General features: G+C 57.4%; 17 protein-coding genes and 1 riboswitch. Of the genes, 3 read left to right on the forward strand and 14 right to left on the reverse strand.

Annotated features, from left to right (window positions below; genetic code table 11):
- Positions 1-2 precede the first annotated feature (2 nt).
- The 13 genes from NHH03_RS23085 to NHH03_RS23145 form a co-directional block, all read right to left on the reverse strand.
- Complete coding sequence (locus NHH03_RS23085) at positions 3-1,691, reverse strand: FHA domain-containing protein (protein WP_253160125.1); 1,689 nt, start codon at positions 1,689-1,691, stop codon at positions 3-5.
- Positions 1,688-3,331, reverse strand: a complete 1,644-nt coding sequence (locus NHH03_RS23090; RefSeq protein WP_253160127.1) for a response regulator — start codon at positions 3,329-3,331, stop codon at positions 1,688-1,690. The genes NHH03_RS23085 and NHH03_RS23090 overlap by 4 nt, the downstream gene beginning before the upstream one ends.
- 99 nt (positions 3,332-3,430) lie before the next feature.
- Complete coding sequence (locus NHH03_RS23095; protein WP_253160128.1) at positions 3,431-6,367, reverse strand: hybrid sensor histidine kinase/response regulator; 2,937 nt, start codon at positions 6,365-6,367, stop codon at positions 3,431-3,433.
- Positions 6,367-7,752, reverse strand: a complete 1,386-nt coding sequence (locus NHH03_RS23100) for a methyl-accepting chemotaxis protein (protein ID WP_253160130.1) — start codon at positions 7,750-7,752, stop codon at positions 6,367-6,369. The genes NHH03_RS23095 and NHH03_RS23100 overlap by 1 nt, the downstream gene beginning before the upstream one ends.
- Positions 7,749-8,297: a chemotaxis protein CheW gene (locus NHH03_RS23105; protein WP_253160133.1), complete on the reverse strand. Its 549-nt coding sequence runs from the start codon at positions 8,295-8,297 to the stop codon at positions 7,749-7,751. The genes NHH03_RS23100 and NHH03_RS23105 overlap by 4 nt, the downstream gene beginning before the upstream one ends.
- A gap of 32 nt (positions 8,298-8,329) precedes the next feature.
- Positions 8,330-8,518, reverse strand: a complete 189-nt coding sequence (locus tag NHH03_RS23110) for a hypothetical protein (RefSeq protein WP_253160137.1) — start codon at positions 8,516-8,518, stop codon at positions 8,330-8,332.
- A 33-nt stretch (positions 8,519-8,551) separates the two neighbouring features.
- Complete coding sequence (locus NHH03_RS23115; protein WP_253160139.1) at positions 8,552-9,028, reverse strand: response regulator; 477 nt, start codon at positions 9,026-9,028, stop codon at positions 8,552-8,554.
- 60 nt (positions 9,029-9,088) lie between these two features.
- A riboswitch (cyclic di-GMP riboswitch) is annotated at positions 9,089-9,179 on the reverse strand.
- A gap of 125 nt (positions 9,180-9,304) precedes the next feature.
- Entirely contained in the window at positions 9,305-10,438 is a 1,134-nt protein-coding gene (locus NHH03_RS23120; RefSeq protein WP_253160142.1) for an aminotransferase class I/II-fold pyridoxal phosphate-dependent enzyme, read from the reverse strand.
- A 484-nt stretch (positions 10,439-10,922) separates the two neighbouring features.
- A complete protein-coding gene (locus tag NHH03_RS23125) occupies positions 10,923-12,629 on the reverse strand; it encodes a glutamine--tRNA ligase/YqeY domain fusion protein (RefSeq protein ID WP_253160146.1) in 1,707 nt (568 codons plus the stop codon).
- Between the two features lie 270 nt (positions 12,630-12,899).
- Positions 12,900-14,288, reverse strand: coding sequence for a cytochrome c (locus NHH03_RS23130; protein WP_253160149.1), 1,389 nt, complete (start codon positions 14,286-14,288; stop codon positions 12,900-12,902).
- A gap of 114 nt (positions 14,289-14,402) precedes the next feature.
- Complete coding sequence (gene gltX, locus NHH03_RS23135; protein WP_253160151.1) at positions 14,403-15,953, reverse strand: glutamate--tRNA ligase; 1,551 nt, start codon at positions 15,951-15,953, stop codon at positions 14,403-14,405.
- Between the two features lie 249 nt (positions 15,954-16,202).
- Positions 16,203-18,011: a hypothetical protein gene (locus tag NHH03_RS23140; protein ID WP_253160153.1), complete on the reverse strand. Its 1,809-nt coding sequence runs from the start codon at positions 18,009-18,011 to the stop codon at positions 16,203-16,205.
- 157 nt (positions 18,012-18,168) lie between these two features.
- Positions 18,169-18,450 carry a hypothetical protein gene (locus tag NHH03_RS23145; protein ID WP_253160155.1) on the reverse strand — a complete coding sequence of 94 codons (282 nt, stop codon included), beginning with the start codon at positions 18,448-18,450 and terminating at the stop codon, positions 18,169-18,171.
- 60 nt (positions 18,451-18,510) lie between these two features.
- Between NHH03_RS23145 and NHH03_RS23150 the strand changes: the two genes are divergently transcribed.
- The gene (locus NHH03_RS23150) at positions 18,511-19,116 is read left to right on the forward strand and encodes an HNH endonuclease (protein WP_253160158.1); all 606 of its coding nucleotides are present in this window, start codon (positions 18,511-18,513) and stop codon (positions 19,114-19,116) included.
- A gap of 99 nt (positions 19,117-19,215) precedes the next feature.
- On the opposite strand, the gene NHH03_RS23155 is transcribed toward NHH03_RS23150, so the two are convergent.
- Entirely contained in the window at positions 19,216-19,494 is a 279-nt protein-coding gene (locus tag NHH03_RS23155) for a ferredoxin family protein (RefSeq protein ID WP_253160160.1), read from the reverse strand.
- Positions 19,495-19,834: 340 nt separating this feature from the next.
- Between NHH03_RS23155 and NHH03_RS28285 the strand changes: the two genes are divergently transcribed.
- A complete protein-coding gene (locus tag NHH03_RS28285; RefSeq protein ID WP_253160162.1) occupies positions 19,835-21,106 on the forward strand; it encodes a class I SAM-dependent rRNA methyltransferase in 1,272 nt (423 codons plus the stop codon).
- Between the two features lie 99 nt (positions 21,107-21,205).
- Positions 21,206-21,859, forward strand: a complete 654-nt coding sequence (locus NHH03_RS23165; protein ID WP_253160164.1) for an FHA domain-containing protein — start codon at positions 21,206-21,208, stop codon at positions 21,857-21,859.
- Positions 21,860-22,050 lie beyond the last annotated feature (191 nt).

Raw genomic sequence — 22,050 nt, forward strand, 5'->3', positions numbered from 1 at the left:
ATTCAATACTCGTCATCGACACGTTTCCAGAGACTGGAAATCCGACCCAACAGAGACTCTCCCTTTTGTTCTCGTTCGGTCTTTTCTTCTTCGTGAATCTCGCGCAAGTGCTCGCGTAGAGTTTGCAACTTGTAGGCGAATTCACGATCCGGTTGCTCTTTGGAATCTGGGACACTGTCGATGTCTTGCAACTGTTTGGACAACTGGAAACGCAAGCGTGAAACGGTGGCTTTTTCCTGAGCCAGTTCAGCACGTTCGGCTTGCAACGCTTCCGGATCTTCGGTTTGCAATCGCTCGATTTGACGTGTCAGCGATGCGGATTGCTTTTGCGATTTGTCGAGTTCCGATTGCAGATCGGCATTTTGTTGCTGCAATTGTTTCAGCGTGTCGTCCGGGACGACATCTTCTGCGACCGATTTGCCGAAGCGTTGCGCCGCGGTGTGCAATCGTTGTTGAAACTGGTCACGTTCCTGGCAGGCTGCTTCCCAACGACCTCGCAGTGCGTCATGTTCGGCTTGCCATTCCGATTCCCGTTCTCCGATCCGCTGCTCAATTTCGGCGACCCAGTTTTCCAGGCAATTACGTTCTTCACGTTCCGCTTGGTTCTGTATTTCAGCCAGGTGCAGTAATTCTTGAAGTGTGGAAACACGTTCGTCGTGCTCAGCCAATTCGTTCAACAGGTCATCGACGCGATTGACCAAGTCCGAACTGCCGAATGCATCGTCGGCGGATTGGCCGCTGACGGAAGCGTCCGCGCCATTGAGTGCCGGATCGCACTCGCGGATGGACGCCATTTGTTCGTCACGTTCGGCCAATTGAATCCGCAGATCTTCGATCTCCGATTTCAGCAGTTGGACGATTTCGGCATCGACCGGTTCATCGTCCATCTCACAGGGATCCCAGTCATAGTTCTCCGCTGAAAACGCATGCTTGGGGGCTTCGCTAGCAGACAACGATTCGCTGATGTCTTCGGCAATGTCGTCGACGGTTTCGATCGCGTTCGATTCCGCTGACAGGTCGAACGTCGGCTCTGGTGTGGTCTCGGCCGGCGGTTCGACGGTGGGCTCAACGGTCGATTCAGCCGTTAATTCAACGGTGGGCTCGGTCGATGATTCGGCAGCGGAGTCGGCTGTCAATTCACCCGTCGGTTCAAGCGCCACCTCGTCGGTTGGTTCGTCTGTCGATGTGACGACGGCGACATTCATGTGTTGCAGAACATCGCTGACCGAACGCGGCGGCGCTGCGACCGGTGGTTGATGCTCGCTATCCTCGCCCACACCCAGATGTTCCATCCCGACAGATTCTTCGCGGACTTCCGGCTGCACGACGCGACCATTTCGGGTGATCGGTTTGGGGCCGGTCGTGGACGCTTTGCCGTCGAGCTCGATCGTGACGCTACCGACAACAATCGAATCGCCGACTTGCAATTGCGTTTTTTCCTCGATCGCGACGCCATTGACTTTCGTACCGGCCTCCGACGCCCAGTCCTGGATGGACACACTGTCCCCATCGACATCGATCAAGCAGTGAATGTGTGCGATGTGGTCACCTTTGACCTGAACACCACAGGAATCGCTTGTGCCGACAAACACGCTTCGGCCGTTCTCCAATCGGTGCTCGATCGGCGACGCGCTTTGGCGTGCAATACGAAGCGTGAACTCGGTCGCAGTTGTGACGGTGGATGGATTCATGAAAGGGTCTCCGAAATCGGGGTCTCGATCGATAGCATCGGGGCCACTGGTGCTGCCGGTGCAGCGGCGACGGGATCCGACGAGGGTGCTGCGGCGGAAATCGCATCGAGGTTCTGCATCGTGTCGATCAACGTTTCGCAGCTGTACGGCGATTTGAGAACCTGATCGGGTTCAAAACCGAGCAATTTCTGCCAGGGCACATTGGGATCGTCGACCACTTGTGCCGGGGCCAACACGATCTTGCGGGCGGTGCCAAACGCTTCTTCTGCCGAGGTGTAGGCCTCGCGAATCGCATCACAGCTCTGCGGAGTGTCGACGGCAAAGAAGACAGCATCCGGTTTGGTTCGTTTGACCAACAGCTGCAACGTCAGAGTGTCGCGAACGATTTTGCCGACAAATTTTTCGGAAGCATGTTTCAGTTCGTTGCGCAGTTGTGCCGCCGCGACCGAGTTGGTTTCATAGGCAACGAATTTGCCTTCGCTTTCGTCGCGGGTGTATTCCACGATGTCAGCCGACGCAAATCCGCCCAGAACGCGTCGCAGTTCGTCGCGTTCCCAACCGAGCCGCTGCTGCAGTTCGTCGATCGACCGCGGCTCGCTCAATAGGTTCATGATCTTCATGTGTTTGGCCGACAGTCCGGCACGATCCAAGTTCTGACCTCGGATCGCACGGCGGACGTAGCGCAATGTCGGATCATCGGCTTCTAGTTCCGACTCGTCGCGATAGAGCGAATGTTCGACCAACAGCCCCATCAAACTGATTTCCAATGGCAGGTCGCGTTGCAGCGATGGAAACTGACTGGTGGCACGGAATTGGTATCCGATCAGCCGGCGGTTCATCGCGATTCCGATCAGGATGGCCGCTTGGAACCGCAACAGTTTGGCCGTCAAACGAGGATCCAAAACGCGCTTGTCCATCAACTGCACAAACCCGTCGAATTCGGCGGTGCCGCGGCCGGCGATCGTCAAACGCAACACTTCGGAAAGACTTTGTAGCGATTCGGGCAACAGTTGTACGATGCGTTCGGTTTCTTCGCTCTGCAGTCCGGTGGCGCTGATGCCTTGCACACGACCGCGGTCCAGATAGATCCACAATCGCAACCGCTCGGCTTCCACTTCCAGCACACCTTGCTTTTGTCCGTTGCTGAGGAAATCGATGATTTCACGCAGCCCGAACACGCTAAAATGGCCGGCCAAATCCGGTTCACTGGTTTCACCGATCGTTTCCGGAACGGCGGAACCGTTGGTTTGCGATTGCACGATCATGGCGGCCGTTTCGATCGCATTCTCGACCGTCGTTCGCAACAGATTTTCGGTGTAGGGTTTGGGCAACATGTCGACCACGTTGTCCAAATCGGCGTATTCGACGTAAGCCTTTTTACGCAATGTCGAACTGACGACGACCGGAATCAATTGCAGCGTCGACGATGCGGCCAATTGCTGACAAACTTCGAATCCGGTGGTGCCGGGCAGTTGATGGTCCAGCAGGATCAGATCGGGACGAACCTCTTCGGCCAATTGCAAGCCTTCCTCTGCCGTCGGCGCAAGAATCACGGAATAGCCGGCGGGGCTCAGGTGTGTGTCGACCAATTTGCGAATGGTCGCGCTGTCATCAATGACAAGGACTTTCTTTTCGGCCATGAAACTGATTCCTCTAAGTCTGGAAAATAAAGAGTGATTTGAACGGGATCTTCGATCTGGCAACGAGCCACCGAAGGAAGAACGAAAACGACAGGGGTGTTACTTGGTGGCCCACGGCAAGGACGCAACGACATGGTCGAAACGCTCTTGCAGGAGCGGTTTTTGGATGTACTGCATGGCTCCGATCTCGCGTGCCTGTTTGCCTGCGGTGTCGATGCTGCGGCTACTGATCATGACAACCGGGATCGATTCCAAACGTGGTTCGCTCTTGATCGATCGCAGTAATTCCAGACCACTCATTCGCGGCATATCGATGTCGCTGAAAACCGTCACAAACGTGTCTTTGGCCAACATTTCCGAGGCGGCTTGACCGTCGTCGACCTGAACGACCGTGACGGGGTATTTCTCCAACGCGCGAACGACACGCAATCGGGCACTCTTGGAATCGTCGACCACCAGAACTTTAGGTTGCTCTTTGGCTCGCGTCTGGACTTCGGATTTTGACGGTCGTGTCAATCGTGATTTGCCCTTGGACGATTCGGCCAACTGCCGGGGGTCCAGCAATAGCACGACTTCACCCATTCCGGACAACGTCGCCCCGATGCATAGCGGATGCGATTTCAACATCGGTGGCATCGGTCGCACGACCACTTCTTCCGGCCCCAAGACCCGATCGACGAGCAGGGCAAAGTCTCCGCCCATGCCAGAATCCACCGTGGCCGAACCACTTGCCAGTTCGATCATCGAACGACGCGACAGCATGTCTGCATCGGCCTCGCCGGCCCCGGGCAGCGCCAAGATCTCGTTCAGATCGACCGGATCACAGGCGGCGTCGAATTCGCCGGTTCGGCGGACCGATTGTGCCGGCAATGCGAACAGTTGTCCGCCCGATCGGAACACCATCGCATGTTGAATCATCGAAGGCAGCGGCAACGACAATCGAATCATGGATCCGCTGCCATTTTCCGACTCGACTTCGACCCAACCGCGCATCCGTTCGAGAGTTGATGCGACCACATCCATCCCGACCCCGCGGCCGGAAAGCTGGTTGGCAGTTTCCCGCGTCGAAAATCCAGGATGGAAAATCAGCCGGGCCAGTTCGGCGCGACTGATCGATTTATCGCCTTCAATCAAGCCTCGCTCGATGCCGCGGCGCCGAATCGCGTCGTAGTCCAAACCACGTCCATCATCATGCACCTCGATCACCAACAGGTCCGGGCCGGAGTGCGCGTGTAAAGTGACCACGCCCTGGCCCGCTTTTCCGTTGGCGATACGTTCGTCGCTGGTTTCGATGCCATGGCTGACCGAATTTCGCACAATGTGCAACAAGGGTTCAAAAATCCGTTCTTGCAACGAGCGTTCGATCCCCGTGTTTTCACCGATCAGTTCCACACGCACCTGTTTCTTTTCGGTCCGCGCGGCATCACTAATCGCGCGGTGCAATCGGCGGAACAAACCGGAAACTGGCATCCGTCGCAGTTGCACCAATTCCAGACGGAAGTTCCGAATGAACTGGGAAACCGCCTGGTTTCCGTCGGCAACCGGTCGATAGCACTCACGCAACCGCTGTGCCGACTCCATGACATCGTTGGCGACTTCGTTCAAGTGTGAAAACGACACCCCGTCTTCGGCCAATGCCGGGTCAGTCAAGTTGCCGGTGGTCAGCAACGCTTCGCCTTCGTGGCTCAGCATGCGAATGCGAGTCACGCTGTAGATCAGTTCGTCGTGAATGCCTTTGAGTTCGGAGATCTCTGTGTCGCGTTGATTTCGCAACATCACCAACTCGCTCAGCATGTCCATCAGGCGATTGAGTTGTGACGCTTTGACACGCACGGTTTCATCGTCACCGTGGCTGTCAGATAGCACCACCGATTTTTGCTTGACAGGCATTGTCGCCGCGACGATTTGGTTCGCCGCGCCGGGTTGCCGCGCAACCGTTGTTTGCTGCGCCGCGCCAGTTTCCTGCGCCGGTGCAGGATCATCCGACTGGTTATCGCTGTCTTGCGTGATTGTATCGCTCGGGATTTCTTCACCGCTGACGCGGGCGCGAATCATATCGACGTGCGGCAACAACAGATCGGGAGTGACCGCATCGCCAGCTTGCTGGGTCTGGCGAATCAGTTCCTCGACCTCGTGAATGTAGGCCGCCATGTTCGACATGCCGACACTAGCGGACGCGCCTTTGATCGTGTGCAATTCACGCCCAATGGTCTTCACCGCTCCGTCACTATTGTCGGCAGACTCCAGATCCAACAGTGCCTGCTCCATCGATTCCAATCCACGTGTCGCATCGTCCATGAATGCTTCTAGTAATTCATCATCCAACTCGATTTCATCGACCATGGGGACACAGATCGATGATCCCGCGACGGTGACCGTCGATTGATTCTGTGCGGCCGGTTTAAAATCTCCTTCGGCGGGTTCGTCATCCGCATCGTCGCTCGGTTCCGCCAGCGGAGTTGCCGGCGGGGCAGCGGTGGAACCGTGCAATCCGCTCAACAGTGCGGTGATTTCTTCTTGGCTTGGCGCGACGACTTCGGAATCGTTTTCGCTTGTTTCGCTTTCCGATCCCCAGCCATCGCGTTCGTCGCGGTCGCTGCTGGCGCTAAACCCTTCGTTGGCTTGGCACGTTTCTAAACGCACCTGTAATTCCTCGCACAGCAGTTCCAGCTGACCAGGTTCCATTGATCCCTGGTTCTCGCCGAAGGCGGCCTCGCGGATCGCTGAACAGCTTTCAACGACAAAGTTGACCAGGTCGATCACATCCGGGTCATCGTCGTTAAAATCCGACAATGATGTTTCCACCGAATCCGCCAGTTTTCCCAGCGATTCGACGGCGTCCTGCAAATTGGCGTCGATATCTTCCAATCCGACTTGGCTGAGTTCGGCCAGCAGTTCGATGGCATCGGAAAAATCGTTCATCCGACGACGCGCATCGGGTTGGCGATCGGCCGACGAATCCGCCAGCATCGAATTGATCGGCAATTCACTCATGTGGCGAGTGAACGCATCGGAGGATGTGTTTTCGATAGACATTAAACCGATTCTCCCGCTGCGGCGACCTCGTTGCGTCCACCGGATTCCCCGCTGGTGTCGTTGCGCAATTGATTGACCAGATCGAGCAACTGTCGGCGCTCGGCGGGAATGGCATCTAAATTAGGGTTCGTGCAGCCACGCAAGCGGTGAATGCTGACGTCCAAGTCGATCGCTGTTTTGGCCAGTGACTTGATCGCCCACGATGCATGGTCCGCACGTTTTCGACCGGCTTGATTGGCGTTGGCGATCGAATCGATTCCGCCGGCTAAACCTTGGACCAGGTTGTGTTGTTGGTCACCTTGTTGTGACAGGTCAGAAACCACAAACATGCCCGCGGCGGTGACTTGGGACAATTCGTTCAGCATCTCGCGGATTGCCAACACGACTTCGATATCCGATTCGACTTCACTTTGTTCGCGGGCGAGCACGGCGATGGAATCGCTGGTTTGCATCTCCAGCGATTCTGCCAAGACGCCGATCTCTCGCGCCGAGTGAGCGGTTTGTTCGGCCAGCTTGCGGACCTCTTCGGCGACGACGGCGAACCCACGTCCATGTTCGCCTGCACGAATCGATTCGATCGATGCATTCAAAGCCAGCATTTCGGTGCGTGCGGCGATGTCGGTGATGGTGCCGACAATGTTGCTGATCTGGCGGGTGGGGTCGCCTAGCGAACGCAACTTCTTCTTGCTGGTTTCGCTGCAAGTGCGGATACGCTGAACGCCGTCGAACAACAGTTCGGTTTTCTCGATGGCTTTGGCAACGGATTTTTCTGCCGCTCCGATCTGTTGCTGCAGTTGTCCGCAGCGGTCGATGACGCGTTCGACGCCATTGGTCAGATTTTGCAACAGCGATGTGGTTCGATAGGTCGCTTCGGACTGTTTGGCATTGTTCAGGTCAGAGTTGCATCGCCCGATCTCGACGAGATCTTTTTCTACCTGACTCATCAAATCGTTTAGCGATCGTCCGAGCCCGCCGAGGATCGCTTTGAACTCGCCGATGTCAGCCGAATCATTGCCATCGCGCTGTTGTTGGGACAATCGCGACAACATTGATTGCAACTCACGAGCATTTTGGCGACTCACGACCTCCATCTCGTCGTATCGCTTGGACGTCTGCATGACGGTCGAACCGAGTGCGTCAATTTCTTGAATCCCACTGGAAACAATCGTTTGCTGACGCTCACGCAGCATCTTTTTTAGCTGTTCGACGCCGTGTGTGATTTTGTTGGTCAACAGAACCGATGCCACAGCGGCGGCGCCCAACGAAGTGACCAGAACGATCACCCACTGGAATCCGGGCGAGAGCGATGAACCGGCCATTGCGGCGGCGGTTGCCACGACCGCCACAAGTCCATGACTGGCTAAAAAGGTGACGTTCGATTTCATACAGCAGCCCGCTCCGTTGCGGTGGTTGGAGATGATGGAATAGGAGATGTGAGCACGCTCTCTGACGCGTTCCACTGATTTTCAAGCGTTTGTTGAGCGATCCGCTGGAGCCCGTTGACGTCCAGGACGCTGATCACTTTGCCGGCATAGGTCGCGGTGCCGAGTAACACCGAGATCATCTGATCGTTGCGTTGACCGGCGTCCAGATGCGTTTCGATCGCTCCGATGGCGATCACTTTGTCAATTGCGATCGCCCAGCACCCCAGGGCGCTTTCGATCACAATCAGTTGCCCGACCTCGGCCGTCAGATGGGCTTGGTTGCCGACCAGCGGTTCCAAATTGATGACTGGCAAAAATTCGCTGCGCAAATTGCCGATCCCGGCCAACGACGGATGGCTGAGCGGTACGCCGACAACCGTCGGCATGATTGTGACTTCACGCACGGTGGTCGCGGGCAACGCAAACATCACGTCACCGCACTGAAACACGCAGTGCTTGTCGCTTAGATTCGCGATGCGAGATTGATTGGGAAAAACACTTTCCATCAGAGTTGCTGCTGCCAATAGTAAGGTGGTGATTAGGAATTCGAGAGCTGGTCGGGATCGTTCGGTTTCTGACTGGTTGCTGACCTGGTCCCCTCGGAGATCCGTGCCAACCGCCGCCGGATGTCAGCGGAAAACCGATCGACGTCGGTTTCCCATTGGTCCAATGTGTCGACGGACAGGATCAGTTCTTCCTTGCTTTCCGAGTTGTTCGATTCGCTCATCAGTGAATGCTGTGTGAAAATGCGGGCGATGGGTTACCGGTACTGGCCGCTGACATTGCATGCGACCCTGCGTGTCGACGGCCGAGACCGACCGAGCAAGGCGGCGACACAGTCGAGCAAGACGTGGGACTCTGTCGGTTTGGACAGAAAGGCGCCCAAGTGGCTGCCCAGAGTGGTCAGAAACGGTGCCTCGGCACTGGTCAAAAAAATCACGGGCGTCTGCGCATCCCAATTCGGACTGGCCAGCAGTTCCTGGCAGACGCCATAGCCATCGAGTTCGGGCATGTTGATGTCCAAGACGATTAGGTCGGGCTGTTGCTCGAGCGCCTGTTGGACCGCTTTGCGACCGTCGTTGGCCAACACCACGTCGTAACCGGCATCGCGCAAAGTGCGACCGATCAACCGCAAGACCGTCTGGCTGTCATCAGCGACCAACACGGTGCGGACCGGGTCTCGGGCACGTGAATGCGTCGGTTGAGGCGCACCGGTGGACGAGCGGGTAGCGGGCATCAGTAAACTCCGGCACGCCATCACATGGACGGCGGCTGAAAGGGACGTGGTTTCAATTCGTTCGGTAATGCGGCCATCTCCACCCAGTCATTGGGACAGAGATCCGTCACTTTGCGTGCACGACCTCGCGGTCGGCTTGCCGTTTCGCGAGAGCCGGTTCGCCGGCCTCACGTCCATCACCACATCAATGTCGCCATTGATCGGCCTGGAATTCTCTTGTGAAGCGTTGGTCACTTGAGCACAGAGTCAAGTGAAACACGCAAAGATGGCGTGCAATCAGAGTTTCTTGAGAGCGTCAATCAGCCGCAGGATCATTTGATCATCATGTTCGGCCGACAAAGAAACTCGCAATCGCGCCTCGCCCTCGGGTACAGTTGGGGGGCGGATTGCGGGAACGAACATGCCTAATTCATACAACCGTTGCGACGCGTCGACCGCGGCTTGGTCCGCACCGATCACGATCGGTATAATCGGCACGCCCGATTCAACCCCGTCACAACGTCCCCCCAGTGCCTGGCGAACTTGTCGAGCTAACATCCCAACCCGCCGCCGGCGCTGGGGTTGCGTGTCGATTTGATGGATCGCCAGGATCCCTGCTTCGACCGCCGGCAATGAAAGTGCGGTGCTGAAGATCAGCGGTCGGCAATGGTTGATCAGGTAGTCGATCACCACCTGCGGCCCGGCAACAAAACCGCCCTGACCGCCGAGCGCCTTGCTGAGCGTGCCAATTCGGATCGGTACGCGGTGCTTCACGCCCAGAGCTTCACACGCTCCGCTTCCGGTCTCGCCCAACACGCCGGTGGCATGGGCTTCGTCGACAACCACCGTGGCCTGGTATTGATCGGCCAGGTCACACAGCTGTTCGAGCGGGGCGACGTGGCCGTGCATGCTGAATACCGAATCGGTCACGATCCAGACGCGGTCGAATTCTCCTCGACGCTCGGCCAAAATCCGCCCGACAGTTTGGTCGTCGCGGTGTGGATAAACGATGCACTGTGCTTTGGCCAATCGACAACCATCGATCAACGAGGCATGGTTTAGCGCGTCACTGAGGATCAAATCACGCTCACGTCCGAGCGTGGCAGCGGTGCCCGAACAGGCGGCAAATCCGGTGGGAAAGATCACTGCGGACTCGGTTTGTTCCAAGTCGGCGATCCGTTGGGCCAACTGTTGGTGACGCTCGGTCCATCCACAAACCAGTCCGCTTGCGGTCGCCCCCATCGATCCAACAGCAGGAATCGCTGACGCCAATTCGGCGGCCAAGCCCAAATAATCGTTGCCGCCAAAGTTGACCAAACGTCGACGCTGGTCGTCGATCAGGTGCACGCCCTCGATTTTGACGCGTCGCAAACGTCGCCGCCGCCCACGGCGCTGCAGATCATCCAACGTTTCGGCAAGGTCATTCCACATCTTTTTCGTCCCAGTGAATCAACCCGACGCGTGAGTTTCGAAGTTGCGCTTTTACGGTAACCCGACGTGTCAGTTTTGAAGTTGCGCTTTTGCGTGGGGCAATGTCCTTTGGTAACCCGACGCGTCAGCGAGGGATCCCATCAACCGGATAAATCCCTCGCTCACGCGTCGGGTTGCGATAGGTGCGCAACTTCAAAACGCGTCAGCGAGGGATTTAGGATGTTAATGGGATCCCTCTCTCGCGCGTTTAAACGTTGCACATTTGCCAGCCTGGAGGGCGGCACATGGTCTCACGCAGCGTTGCATCATTGTGTCGCCCTCCGGGCTATGGGGCTCATCTCTTTCCGTATCCGGCGACTGACGCCGCCGGCAGTCATTTTGTCGCCCGCTGGGCTTTAGAAAGCGCTGGCTTCAAAGCCCTGCCGCCAGACCGGGGCTCAATCGATCCCAGCCACAGCAGAAATCTTGGCGTGGTGCTGTCTCGCTAATTTGCTTTTCCCTTGGCAACCATTTTGCCCCAGCTGTCACGCAGGGGAACGATCCGATTGACAACCAGTTCGCTCTCTGAGCTGTCCGCGTCGACCACGTAATAGCCCAAGCGTTCGAATTGAAATCGGTCACCGGCGGTGGCCGATTTGATCTCCGGCTCGGCAAACGCTTGTGTGACCGACAATGAATCGGGATTCAAATGGTCGAGAAATGTTTTCCCTTCCTCGACGCGGTCTGGATTTTCAACGGCGAACAGTCGGTCATAGTTGCGTACGGTGACGGGCACCGCCTGCTGGGCGCTGACCCAGTGAATCGTTCCTTTGACTTTACGACCGGAGTTGTCTTGACCCGATTTCGTTTCGGGATCGTAGGTACACAAGATCTCGATCACGTTTCCGTCATCATCTTTGACGACGTCATGGCAATCGATGATGTAGCCACTGCGGAGGCGAACGGCGCCGCCTTTCTTTAGCCGAAAGAACTTTCGCGGCGCATCTTCCTGGAAGTCGTCTTGGCTGATCAGTAGCGAACCGCTGAATGGAATTTGACGCACGCCGGCGGATTCGTCTTCGGGGTTATTGATCGCATCGACCATTTCCACTTCGCCGGCGGGCCAATTGGTGATCGTCAGTTTGATCGGATCCATTACCACCATCCGCCGCTCGGCGACACGGTTCAGGTGCTCGCGAACGGCGTTCTCCAATCGCACCACATCGATGGTGCTGTTGAATTTCGCCACGCCGACATCGGTCACAAAACCACGAATCGATTCCGGCGTGTAGCCTCGCCGTCGCAGCCCGCTGATCGTCGGCATTCGCGGGTCGTCCCAGCCGTTGACATGGTTTTCTTTGACCAATTGCAGCAACTTTCGTTTGCTCATCACGGTGTAGGTCATGTTCAGCCGCGCGAATTCGATCTGCCGCGGATGATGAATTTCCAGCGACTGACAGTACCAGTCGTACAACGGTCGATGATTTTCAAACTCCAGCGTACAAATCGAATAGGTGATGCCTTCGATCGAGTCGCTTTGGCCATGCGCCCAGTCGTACATCGGATAGATGCACCAGGCATCACCGGTTCGATGGTGATGGGCTCGCATGATGCGATACATGACCGGATCGCGAAGGTTTAAATTGGGCGACGCCATATCGATTTTGGCCCGCAGCGTGTGACTGCCATCGGGGAACTCGCCCGTTTTCATCTGCCGCAGTAGTTCCAAGTTTTCTTGCGGCGACCGATCTCGATGGGGACTGTTTTTCCCCGGTTCGGTCAACGTGCCACGGTAGGCGCGGGTTTGTTCGGCATCCAGATCACAAACATAGGCCAAACCATCGAGGACCAATTTTTCGGCCCATTGGTACAGTTGGTCGAAATAATCGCTGGCGTAGTGCAAGGAATCCCACTGGAATCCCAACCAGCGGACATCGTCTTGGATCGATTCGACGTATTCCGTTTCTTCCTTGGACGGATTGGTGTCGTCGAAACGCAGGTTGCACGTTCCACCGTATGCCTGGGCCAATCCAAAATTCAAGCAAATGCTTTTGGCGTGTCCGATATGGAGATAGCCGTTCGGTTCGGGCGGAAACCGAGTGTGAACGCCTTTGATTTTTCCTGCGGCCAGGTCTGCATCGATCGCCTGCTCGATGAAGTGCTTGCTGGGACGAGGCGATTCATTGGCGTTGGAAGTGGACGTGTCGGTCATGGCGTCAGATCGGCGAAGGGAAAGTTGGAGCGCAATGGGCGCGTCCCGATGCAGCAAAGTCGCAAAAGTACGCCGAATACGCAAGCCGGAGAGAACTTGCCGGGGCCACCGAAGTTTTCAGCAATGATTCATCAACCGTTGAACGCCAGCGTCACGGTTGCTGGTGATTCAGATTGCATCGTCGTAGGAACCGGATGCTGGCGCGCGTGCCGGCTGATTGGCAACGATGAACTTGCGCCGATCGATGCCAACGTCATGAACCATCCGCGCCTAGGTGGCTTCGGCGGGCTGTTCGGTTGCGGGCTGGTCCGCAGTGGATTCGTCCGCAGTGTCGCTGGCCGGGGCCAACGGATCTTCGCTGGGCTCTTTGATCGAGCGCACGAAGTTGATCAGATTCCAGATGTCATCCTGTTCATATTGACCAGGAACAAACGTGGACGCGGGCATCGGCGTGCCTTCGATTCCCGTCAGGATGCGGCGATAGAGATCGGCTGAGGTTCCACCACCTCGAAACACACCCTCGGTGAAATTACGGGGCAGCGCATTCTTGGGCGGCATCGCGCCGCGAGCCATCATGGGAATCAGTGAATCCGTGTCTTCGGGGTTCAATCCCACGCGTGAGGTCCAATCTTTGGTCCAGTCGTCGTAGTCCTTGTTCTGGCCATCGCCGTGACCTTTTTCGCCATGGCATTTACTGCACGAAGCCACCTTGCCGGTAAAGACTTGTTGCCCACGTTTGATGGACGCTGCCAGCGCGTCGGCCTGATCTGAGTTCTGCAGTTTGACGAACTCCGCATCGGAATCGGCGACCGGAATTTCGGCCGGCGGCTCGGGAACTTCGATCACATCGTCTTCGGCTTCCAACCAGGCGTCGGCTAGATCGGCAACCAAATCGTCGGCGATCTCCATCGATTCCTGGTACATGTCCAACTGGTCCGCCAGCTTCGCACGGGGATCGTCTTCGGGTTTGTCCGCTTCCTCCCAGGCTTTGATTTCGGTGTTGATTTGATCTTCGCGACCGGGGGCAGCCAATTCGTCACCGAATTGACGATTGACGATGCGATCACCGCCTGCCAAATCCAATTCGAACATCGCATCATCAATCAGAGTGCGTTCCAATTCGCCGCGGATCGAGAGATAGATCACGTAATCGACCAAGGCCTGGACGTCTTCCTCATTCAGTTCGGGAATCTTTTTCATCGCCGTCCCGTCGATCCCGTGACGGATCGATCGCGCTAAATCTTCGCGAACCGGTTTGGCACCGCGTTTGGTCGATTTGAATTTAAAAATGCCCAATCGGTAGTCGCGTGGATAGGGATCCAGAATCGCCGAATTCACGCCCCGCCCATTGCCGGTCACGCCGTGGCAACTGACACAATGTTTGCGATACAGCCCGCTGGTCGTGGTTTCCGGACCGGCGGCGTGCTTGATTCGCTCCATCGACACCAGATCGGCAAAATCGTCCTCGGCAAAAATCGCCGGCAACTTCGGATCGTCTGGGGTCCCGAACATGCCATCGACGATCCATTTGGCATCTTGAGACGCCTGGTTCATCGTTTCCATCGGGATGCCGTCTTTGAGAGAATACTTTGTCGATTGAACCAAGTTCGGTTCAAACGTCGCGACATACTCGCGCGGCTCGCGGGAACAGCCGGCCATCAGAAGAATCGTTGAGATCAGTAGCAGCGTGTATTTCATGGTTCCGACGGACCTGAGTCATCCGATGGTCAAAAAAGCGTCAAAATATTAGCCTGAGCTTAAACAGCAGAGAAATCAAGCATCTGCGGCTTTTTTGACCGCGTTTTCGATCCGCTCGATCACCCGCTGCTTGCCGAGAATCGCCAGTGTATCAAACACGCCGAATCCAGCCGCGGTCCCGGTGACGGCCACCCGCACGGCGTGGATGATTTGTCCGATCTGGATTTCTGCCGATTCACAGTAGTCCTTCAACAGCTTTTCGGCCGCGGCAGCGTCAAACGATTCGGCCGCGCTGACGACATCGCGAAAACCTTGCAATAGTCCTATCGCATCATCTGGTTTGACGATCCGTTTTTGAAACGCCTTGGCCTCGTACTCGATCGGGTCTTGAAAACAGTAATCGAAATCGATGATGTCCCCGGCGACTTTCAATCGGTCACCGGCGGCGGCGACGACACTCGCCAGCACGGGTTCATCAGCCGATTGGACCAATCCGGCACCAATGGCAAACGGGGCGACAGCGGCCAGGCGATCGGCGTCGGACAACCCGGCGAAGTGGTCGGATTGGAAGGCCAGCAGTTTCTGAGGATCGAACGATGCGGGTGATTTGGTCACGCGTTGGAGCGTGAACAACTCGATCATTTCGGGGACCGTGAATTTCTCCCGTGCTCCGTCCAGGGACCAGCCGAGCAACAGCAGGTAGTTCAGCAGCGCGTCGGCGCAGAAACCGATCTCCCGATAGAAATCAACGATGACGGGATTGAACGTGTCTTCGGAAGTTTCGATCTGGCATCGCTGGGCTATGCGTTGGCCGTGGGCAAGCAGATCCGCGAACCCTTTGTTCTTCAGATACTTCGATAGCTTGCGTTTACTGAGTTTGGCTGTGCCACCGGGTTCGGCGACGTATGGCAAGTGCGCGTATTGCGGGCGTGGGTACCCTAACGATTCGAGGATAAAGATCTGCCGCGGCGTGTTCGGCAAATGCTCTTCGGCGCGGACCACGTGGGTGATCCCAAATGCATGGTCATCGATCACGCTGGCCAAGTGATACAGCGGGCTGCCATCGGTCCGCGCGATCACATGATCTTGCTCGGTTTCCCAAGCCACCGTGACGGTGCCACGCACCAGGTCTTCGATCACGCAATTGCCTTCGCGCGGCATCTTCAAACGGATCGTCGCCTGTCGCCCCTCAGCCTCCATCGCACTCGCGGCGGCATCATCGGCGGCCATCCAGCGTCGATCGTAAAAAAAGCGTTCGCCTCGTTTTTCAGCTGCCTCACGTTCGGCCTGCAATTCTTCCGGCCGCGCGTAGTCGCGGTAGGCATGCCCGCTGGCCAACAATTCGGCGACCGCGGCTTTGTGGATTTCGATCCGCTGGGATTGATAGTAGGGTCCGTGCGGACCGCCGACTTCGGGGCCTTCGTCCCAGTCCATCCCCAACCATTTGAAACCGTCCAAAATCGGTTGCAATGCCGCGTCGACATTCCGCCCGGCGTCGGTGTCGTCGATCCGCAAAATGAATTGGCCGCCAGATTGTTTGGCCAGCAACCAATTGAACAGGGCGGTGCGGACGCCACCGATATGCAGGTAGCCGGTGGGACTGGGGGCGAAACGGGTACGGATCATGGCAGCGAAATCGGAGCGGTTCGAGGGGGAATCAACCGCGACACAATATCAGCGCCACGCTGGATGACGAAGGGCGGCAACGGCCGGTGGTGCGTCAACGTTCGATACGTAGGGTACGACGCGTTGGTCGCGAGCTCACGGTTCCTCGTTATAGACAGTGCATAGCCCGAGGAAGCGGACGCCAACGTGCGTGCCGGCTGATTCGCACAGAATGTTTTCTGGCAGGTTAAATGTCGTGGAAAACCGGGGCTAGGCCGCTTGGCCACTGCGTTTGAGTTGCTTTCGCATCCGTCGGCGTTCCGATTTGTTCATCGATTCCCAATCGATATCGTCAGGGTCAATCTGGTCGGGATCGTCCGCTGAATCCCCGTTCGATTGTGACTGCGGAGTCGCTGGTCGCTGCGATCGTGACGCGGCACTTAACGGTCCGCCGCTCCGCGTCCCGCCGTTTTGGCGCACCGCAGCAGACGACGATTTGTCGGCCGAATCCTCCGCCGCATCGTCATCCTCCTGCGAATCGTCGACGGATTTTTTCCGCGAGAACAATCCGCCGAACCAGCCTTTCTTTTTGCTCCCTGATTCGTCGTCCGATGAATCGTCATTGACCGACGTTTCGTCCGCCTGATCGTCGGATTCCTGGGGGGCGGTTTCCGTCGGCTGTGGTTTTAGCCGCAGCGAGAAACGCCGTTTCTTTTTCGCCACCGGCTCCGCTGCCGACTCTGCTGCCGGCGGGTCGGTGGACGATTCGTCTTCTGCATCGCTGGCATCCACGTCGGTCGGTGGCTTGGCAGCCCGCAGACCGAACCAGCGGCGGGAAGGTTTTTCAGGCGCGTCGTCTTGATCGGGTTCCGGATCGGTAGCCGGCGGTCGACTCGAAACGGAACTTGACTGGGTGGATTCAGACGACTCGTCATCATCCGCTGGCAGTGGTTTGCTGCGGCGTGGCAGGAGCCGTGAAAACAATCCCGGCTTTTTGAGTTTCGGTTCGTCGTCGGCCACCGCATCGTCGATCTCTTCGTCTTCGTCGTCCTGCGGGGCAGCGCGTTTGGCCGCGGGTTGGGGGCGCGGTGCGGGAGGTTCGGGGCGCCGCGCTGGCGCAGACTCGGTCGCGGATTGATCCTCGGTTTGCGAATCCAAGGACTGTGAATCAAATTCGTCTCGGCCGCGGTCTGCCGCCCACTGGGCAACGCGTTCGCGCATCGTCGGCCCATCACTGATGTTTCTAACTTGACGGTACAGCAGTCGCAAATAGATCGTGGCGGCGACCAATACCAGCGAAAATCCCATCATTGGTGCTGCGATCACAAGTGTCGATTCGAACATGCTGTCGATCGACAACAGACGCCAATGCGCCGCTTCGGAAAACCCTAAACAGGCGACTGCGGAAACCATCGCCAACAATGCCCCACGACATCGATAGACCTCCGCCACCAACCGCATCGACAAGATGATGCCGCCGACGTCCAACACCAATCGCAACCAATTGGCGCCAGACAGCGCGGCGCGATCACCCAACGCCAGATCCATCCACGCGCCCAGCCAACTGACCAGATCAACGGTCCAGTGAACGCTGGCGATCAACATCACGATCAGCGACAATCGCCACAGTCGGTAGTGGCCGACATAGTCGTCGCGGCGATGGCGGCGCAATTGATAGATCAGCAGCATCGCACCGGATGCCAACACCAACACCATCGACAACCACCAAGCCGCAAAACTGTCGGGTCGATCAATTCGCAGCGGTCGCGCCAGCGATTCGTTGTATGCCAGACGGGGCCAGGTCACGGCCAGGTGATGCAGCACGGCCATACCGGCCGGCGCGATCAATAACAGCGTGGCCACAATCGTCATCGCCAAACGCGAGACGGGGACCAGGGAAAACCAGCGCCCGCGTAAGCGGCGATGCACGCGCGAACCATATTCCTTGGCCGGCTGACGCGCTTCCCGCAACTCCTCGGCCGCGCGACGGGTGGCCGGCGTCGACGGTGTCGGAGGGGCGGTGTGTGATTGGTACAACACACGGCGCCGGCGATCTGCGTTGCGGCGGATCTGAGGCATTGGTGCAGGGAGGTGCGCGGAGTGGGGGAATGAAGTGGTTTCTCGAAGGTCCCGCTGGAACTCGCAATCGCTAGCAATTGCAAAGGCCGATCGAATCCAGGGGTGACGGTGCGCCGGCGACCGTACGAAAAGCGTGACGGTGAGGTCAACGGCCAAATCATGCTGCCGACGGGGGTTCCCGACCGAGCTTCACAGAGCCCAGTGAGAGTCGCCGACCGACTGCGAACCCGGCGGCGGTGCCCAAGTGTCCCACTGGGGCGAGCCCGGCCAACGGGCGGTGAATCGAGCGGAAAGATGTGATGAAGGTTCCGCGAAAGTCGAACGTTCCGACGGCGTGATGCGGCGATCGGTGCCCCATTGCTGCGTCGGCGTCGCCTAGAATGTGGGCGTCAAAACGAGCCATCGTGACGCCATGCCGCTCACCACGCAATTGTTTCATCCCGATCGTGTCACCCTGCTAGCCAGACGGCTAGTCAACCAGTGCAAGGATTTCGCTGCGATGAGTCAGAGTTTGCTTGATAGCCACGTCCTAATTTTGAACCGTTTTTACATGGCCATTCGTGTGGTCGACGTGCGGCGTACGTTGACGCTGCTGTATCGGCAATGCGCCGAAGTGATCAGTCACGAAGCGGGCCAGTTCATCAGCTATGACTTTGAAAGCTGGTGTGAAATGAGCCAATTGAATTCGCTGGAGAAACAACCGGATGACGATTTCATTCAGGCCGTCGGATTCGAAATGCAGGTGCCACGAATCGCTCGGCTGACGCGTTTTGACCGGATGCCGATGCAAACGGTGCGTTTCAATCGCAAAAATTTGTTCGCCCGCGACGAGCACACCTGCCAGTATTGCGGCAAAGACTATCCGACCAACAAACTCAGCCTGGATCACGTCGTCCCACGCAGTCAGGGTGGACCGACGACCTGGGAGAACATTGTGGCCTGTTGCCTGCGATGCAATAGTCGCAAGGGTGGTCGCACGCCCAAGCAGGCCGGCATGAAATTGCGGACCCATCCGGCCAAACCGCGGTTCAACCCGCTGGTCACGCACTCGGTTCAGGATCCCCGCTACCACTGCTGGAAAACGTTTCTGCCAGCGGCCGGGTGAAATTGGCCGTTCGGTTTCAGAATCAAAAAAGCAAAGCCTCGTCGGTTAATGGACCGACGAGGCTTTGTGTTTGCGATGCTGCGGGTTCACCACTGTGAATCAATCATCCGCCAGCGGCTCTTTCTTTTCCGTGATCACTTCGCACTCTTCCGACTGCGTCGCATTGAGCTCGATATAGCTTTTCCACTCTTCCGGCAAATTGTCTTCGTGGAAGATTGCCTCGACCGGACATTCGGGCACACAGGCCTCGCAATCGATACATTCCTCGGGATGAATGTAAACCATCTGATCGCCTTCGTAGAAGCATTCTACGGGGCAGACGACAACGCAATCAGTGTATTTGCAACCCGAGCAGGGTTCGGCGACGATGTGAGCCATGTTCAAAAACCTTTCTGTAACGGGAACCTCTCAGCAATTAGCTCTCCGCACAATATATCGGCCGATCAAGTGATTGACTGCACCCCAAGGACCATCACAGGCCCGCAATTTCTGGGCAGAGGCCTGCCCCCGGGTGGAGCTGGCCTGCTGCGAGGCCGGTCCGATGGCCCCGCGGACGACCGGGCTTCACAGAGCCCAGCCACAGTCAATCTCGGTGGAGCTGGCCTGCTGCGAGGCCGGTCTGCCGACGGATTTACGCTGTCCTGACTGGCCAGCCTGGCGAACATCGGTCATTCTGCTAGTGCTCCCTGCATTTTAAAACCTCCAATTCACACCGCACGTGTCCCAACCCACCATCGGCCAGCTTCGCGTCAAACCGGGCCGCCAATTTCCGTTTCTGTCGCGTCACCCATGGGTTCACGCCCATGCGTTGCTCAGCGATTCCGGCAAAGATTCCGGTAAATCCAGCGACCGCAAGCAGCAACACACCCCCGGGCCATTTAGCGATGGCAGCGAACTCCGCAGCGGTGATGTGGTCGATTTGGTCGACATGGATGGGAATTTTCTCGGCCGCGGCCTGGTGAACCCCCACAGCCGTTTGCGGGTGCGACTGTATGCCTATGACAGCAACATTCAGATCAACGAGCAATTGTGGACCGACCGCATCGACGCGGCGATCGCGCGGCGCGCATTGGCTGGCAAAGCCGACGCCGACCAAGCCGAACGGCTGATTTTCAGTGAAGCCGATTTATTGAGTGGGTTGATCGTCGATCGCTACGCCGATTGCCTGGGCGTGCAATTCACCGCCGGGGCGCTGATGAAGTGGCGGCAGCCGATTCTGGAACACCTGGCCAAGGTCTGCGGCAGCCGTCAGATCGTGGTCCGTGTGGACGAGAAAACCGCCAAATACGAAGGGCTGGAACCGGAAGCGGGGACCCTGGCGATCGAGGGGGCGCCGCTGACAGCGCCGGTCGAATATCGCCAAAACGGGCTGGATCTGTCGGTCGATTTGGTTGGTGGTCAAAAAACCGGCGGCTATCTGGATCAACGCCTCAACCACGCCACCGCGGCGGGCTACATGGCCGGACGGCGGGTGTTGGATGTCTGTTGTTACACCGGGGGATTTGGACTGGTCGCTGCCAAGCACGGCGCCGAAAGTGTGACCGGAGTCGATTCCAGCGCCGCGGCGATCGCCGCGGCACAGGCATCGGCCCAGCGGAACGGGGTGGCCGAGCGGATGTCGTTCATCCAAGACGACTGTTTCGACGCGCTCAAGCGGCTGGCCGATGATGCCGAAAAATTTGATGCGGTAGTCCTGGACCCCCCGAGGTTCGCAGGCTCGCGCCATCAAGTTGATCAAGCGTTGCGAGCCTATCTACGGCTCAACAGTACAGCAATCGACTTGCTGCCGCCGGGCGGTATCTTAGTCACCTGCAGTTGCAGTGGACGGGTTTCACGGAGCGAGTTTTTGAACATGCTAGTCGATGCCGGACGACGGCGGCGGCGTGACATCATCGTCTTGGAAAATCGCGGCCCGGCACCGGATCACCCGCTGGCAGTCGGTTGTCCGGAAAGTGATTATTTGAAATGCGTGATTGCCCAAGTCGTTTAAAAATCTGGCAGACGTCTCGCGTTTGACCAGATATAGTATTGCTGCAAGGCACCAGACCTTACTCGCTCCTTTTCATACCGGAGTCTGCCCATGTCGGGTGTGACGTTGAAAGTTCTCCACGGCGCTGACCGCGGAAAAGTCTTCGCCGAATTGTCGCCACCGTTCACTGTTGGACGTGAAGAGGTGAACGACATCCAGTTGAACGACGAGCGCGTCAGCCGATGCCATTTCAAAATCCAACGAGACAACGATCGGTTGGTGCTGACAGATCTAGACAGCACCAACGGTACCAAAGTCAACGGCGTCGAATATCCCCTGAAAATTTTGCGCAGCGGCGACCTGATCTCGGTCGGCCGCAGTTTGATGCTGGTCGGATCGGAAGAAGAAATCGCGGCCCGACTGGCGGCCCTGGGAAGTGAAAACCCGACGATGTCTCGCGAGATGTCGTCCTCGGAAAGCTCGGTCGCGCTGGAACTGAGCCAAGAAAAATCACCGTTCCAAATGGACATCGCTTCGGTCCGCGAGATCCCGTCGATCCCCGACAACCTCAGCCCTGGCCAAAAAGCGCAGCTGTGTGAGATCTTGGATTTTCTGCAGCACCGACTTTGCAAACTCGTCGAGACGGCCAAGATCGATGAAGCCAGTCAAAGTGTGACGCTGAAATTGAGTGCCTGGCAGCGCTTGCTAGGCGTGCAAGCAAGACTAGGCGAAATGCATCGCAAGATCGCCGACCCCGATTGGAACGGCGAATAACACCCGCGCTGGACAGCGTGTTGATTGAATCCGTGTTGCGGCGGTAGGCGACCCTTGTCAAATCAACCGCCCGGTTGGCGAGAGATTCAACGCGTTAACGGGGTCCCTCGCTGACGCGTTTTGAAGCCAGCGCTTTTATCGCAACCCGACGCGTGAGCGAAGGATTTAGAGTGTTGACGGGATCCCTCGCT

Origin of the sequence: Stieleria tagensis (assembly GCF_024129865.1) — a bacterium.
Taxonomy (GTDB): Bacteria; Planctomycetota; Planctomycetia; order Pirellulales; family Pirellulaceae; genus Stieleria; species Stieleria tagensis.

What these genes read in the sequence shown, in the direction of transcription:
- NHH03_RS23085 (WP_253160125.1), bottom strand. Translation starts at nt 1,691, where the DNA reads ATGAATCCATCCACCGTCACAACTGCGACCGAGTTCACGCTTCGTATT.
- NHH03_RS23090 (WP_253160127.1), bottom strand. Translation starts at nt 3,331, where the DNA reads ATGGCCGAAAAGAAAGTCCTTGTCATTGATGACAGCGCGACCATTCGC.
- NHH03_RS23095 (WP_253160128.1), bottom strand. Translation starts at nt 6,367, where the DNA reads ATGTCTATCGAAAACACATCCTCCGATGCGTTCACTCGCCACATGAGT.
- NHH03_RS23100 (WP_253160130.1), bottom strand. Translation starts at nt 7,752, where the DNA reads ATGAAATCGAACGTCACCTTTTTAGCCAGTCATGGACTTGTGGCGGTC.
- NHH03_RS23105 (WP_253160133.1), bottom strand. Translation starts at nt 8,297, where the DNA reads ATGGAAAGTGTTTTTCCCAATCAATCTCGCATCGCGAATCTAAGCGAC.
- NHH03_RS23110 (WP_253160137.1), bottom strand. Translation starts at nt 8,518, where the DNA reads ATGAGCGAATCGAACAACTCGGAAAGCAAGGAAGAACTGATCCTGTCC.
- NHH03_RS23115 (WP_253160139.1), bottom strand. Translation starts at nt 9,028, where the DNA reads ATGCCCGCTACCCGCTCGTCCACCGGTGCGCCTCAACCGACGCATTCA.
- NHH03_RS23120 (WP_253160142.1), bottom strand. Translation starts at nt 10,438, where the DNA reads ATGTGGAATGACCTTGCCGAAACGTTGGATGATCTGCAGCGCCGTGGG.
- NHH03_RS23125 (WP_253160146.1), bottom strand. Translation starts at nt 12,629, where the DNA reads ATGACCGACACGTCCACTTCCAACGCCAATGAATCGCCTCGTCCCAGC.
- NHH03_RS23130 (WP_253160149.1), bottom strand. Translation starts at nt 14,288, where the DNA reads ATGGCCGGCTGTTCCCGCGAGCCGCGCGAGTATGTCGCGACGTTTGAA.
- gltX (WP_253160151.1), bottom strand. Translation starts at nt 15,953, where the DNA reads ATGATCCGTACCCGTTTCGCCCCCAGTCCCACCGGCTACCTGCATATC.
- NHH03_RS23140 (WP_253160153.1), bottom strand. Translation starts at nt 18,011, where the DNA reads ATGCCTCAGATCCGCCGCAACGCAGATCGCCGGCGCCGTGTGTTGTAC.
- NHH03_RS23145 (WP_253160155.1), bottom strand. Translation starts at nt 18,450, where the DNA reads ATGAAACAATTGCGTGGTGAGCGGCATGGCGTCACGATGGCTCGTTTT.
- NHH03_RS23150 (WP_253160158.1), top strand. Translation starts at nt 18,511, where the DNA reads ATGAGTCAGAGTTTGCTTGATAGCCACGTCCTAATTTTGAACCGTTTT.
- NHH03_RS23155 (WP_253160160.1), bottom strand. Translation starts at nt 19,494, where the DNA reads ATGGCTCACATCGTCGCCGAACCCTGCTCGGGTTGCAAATACACTGAT.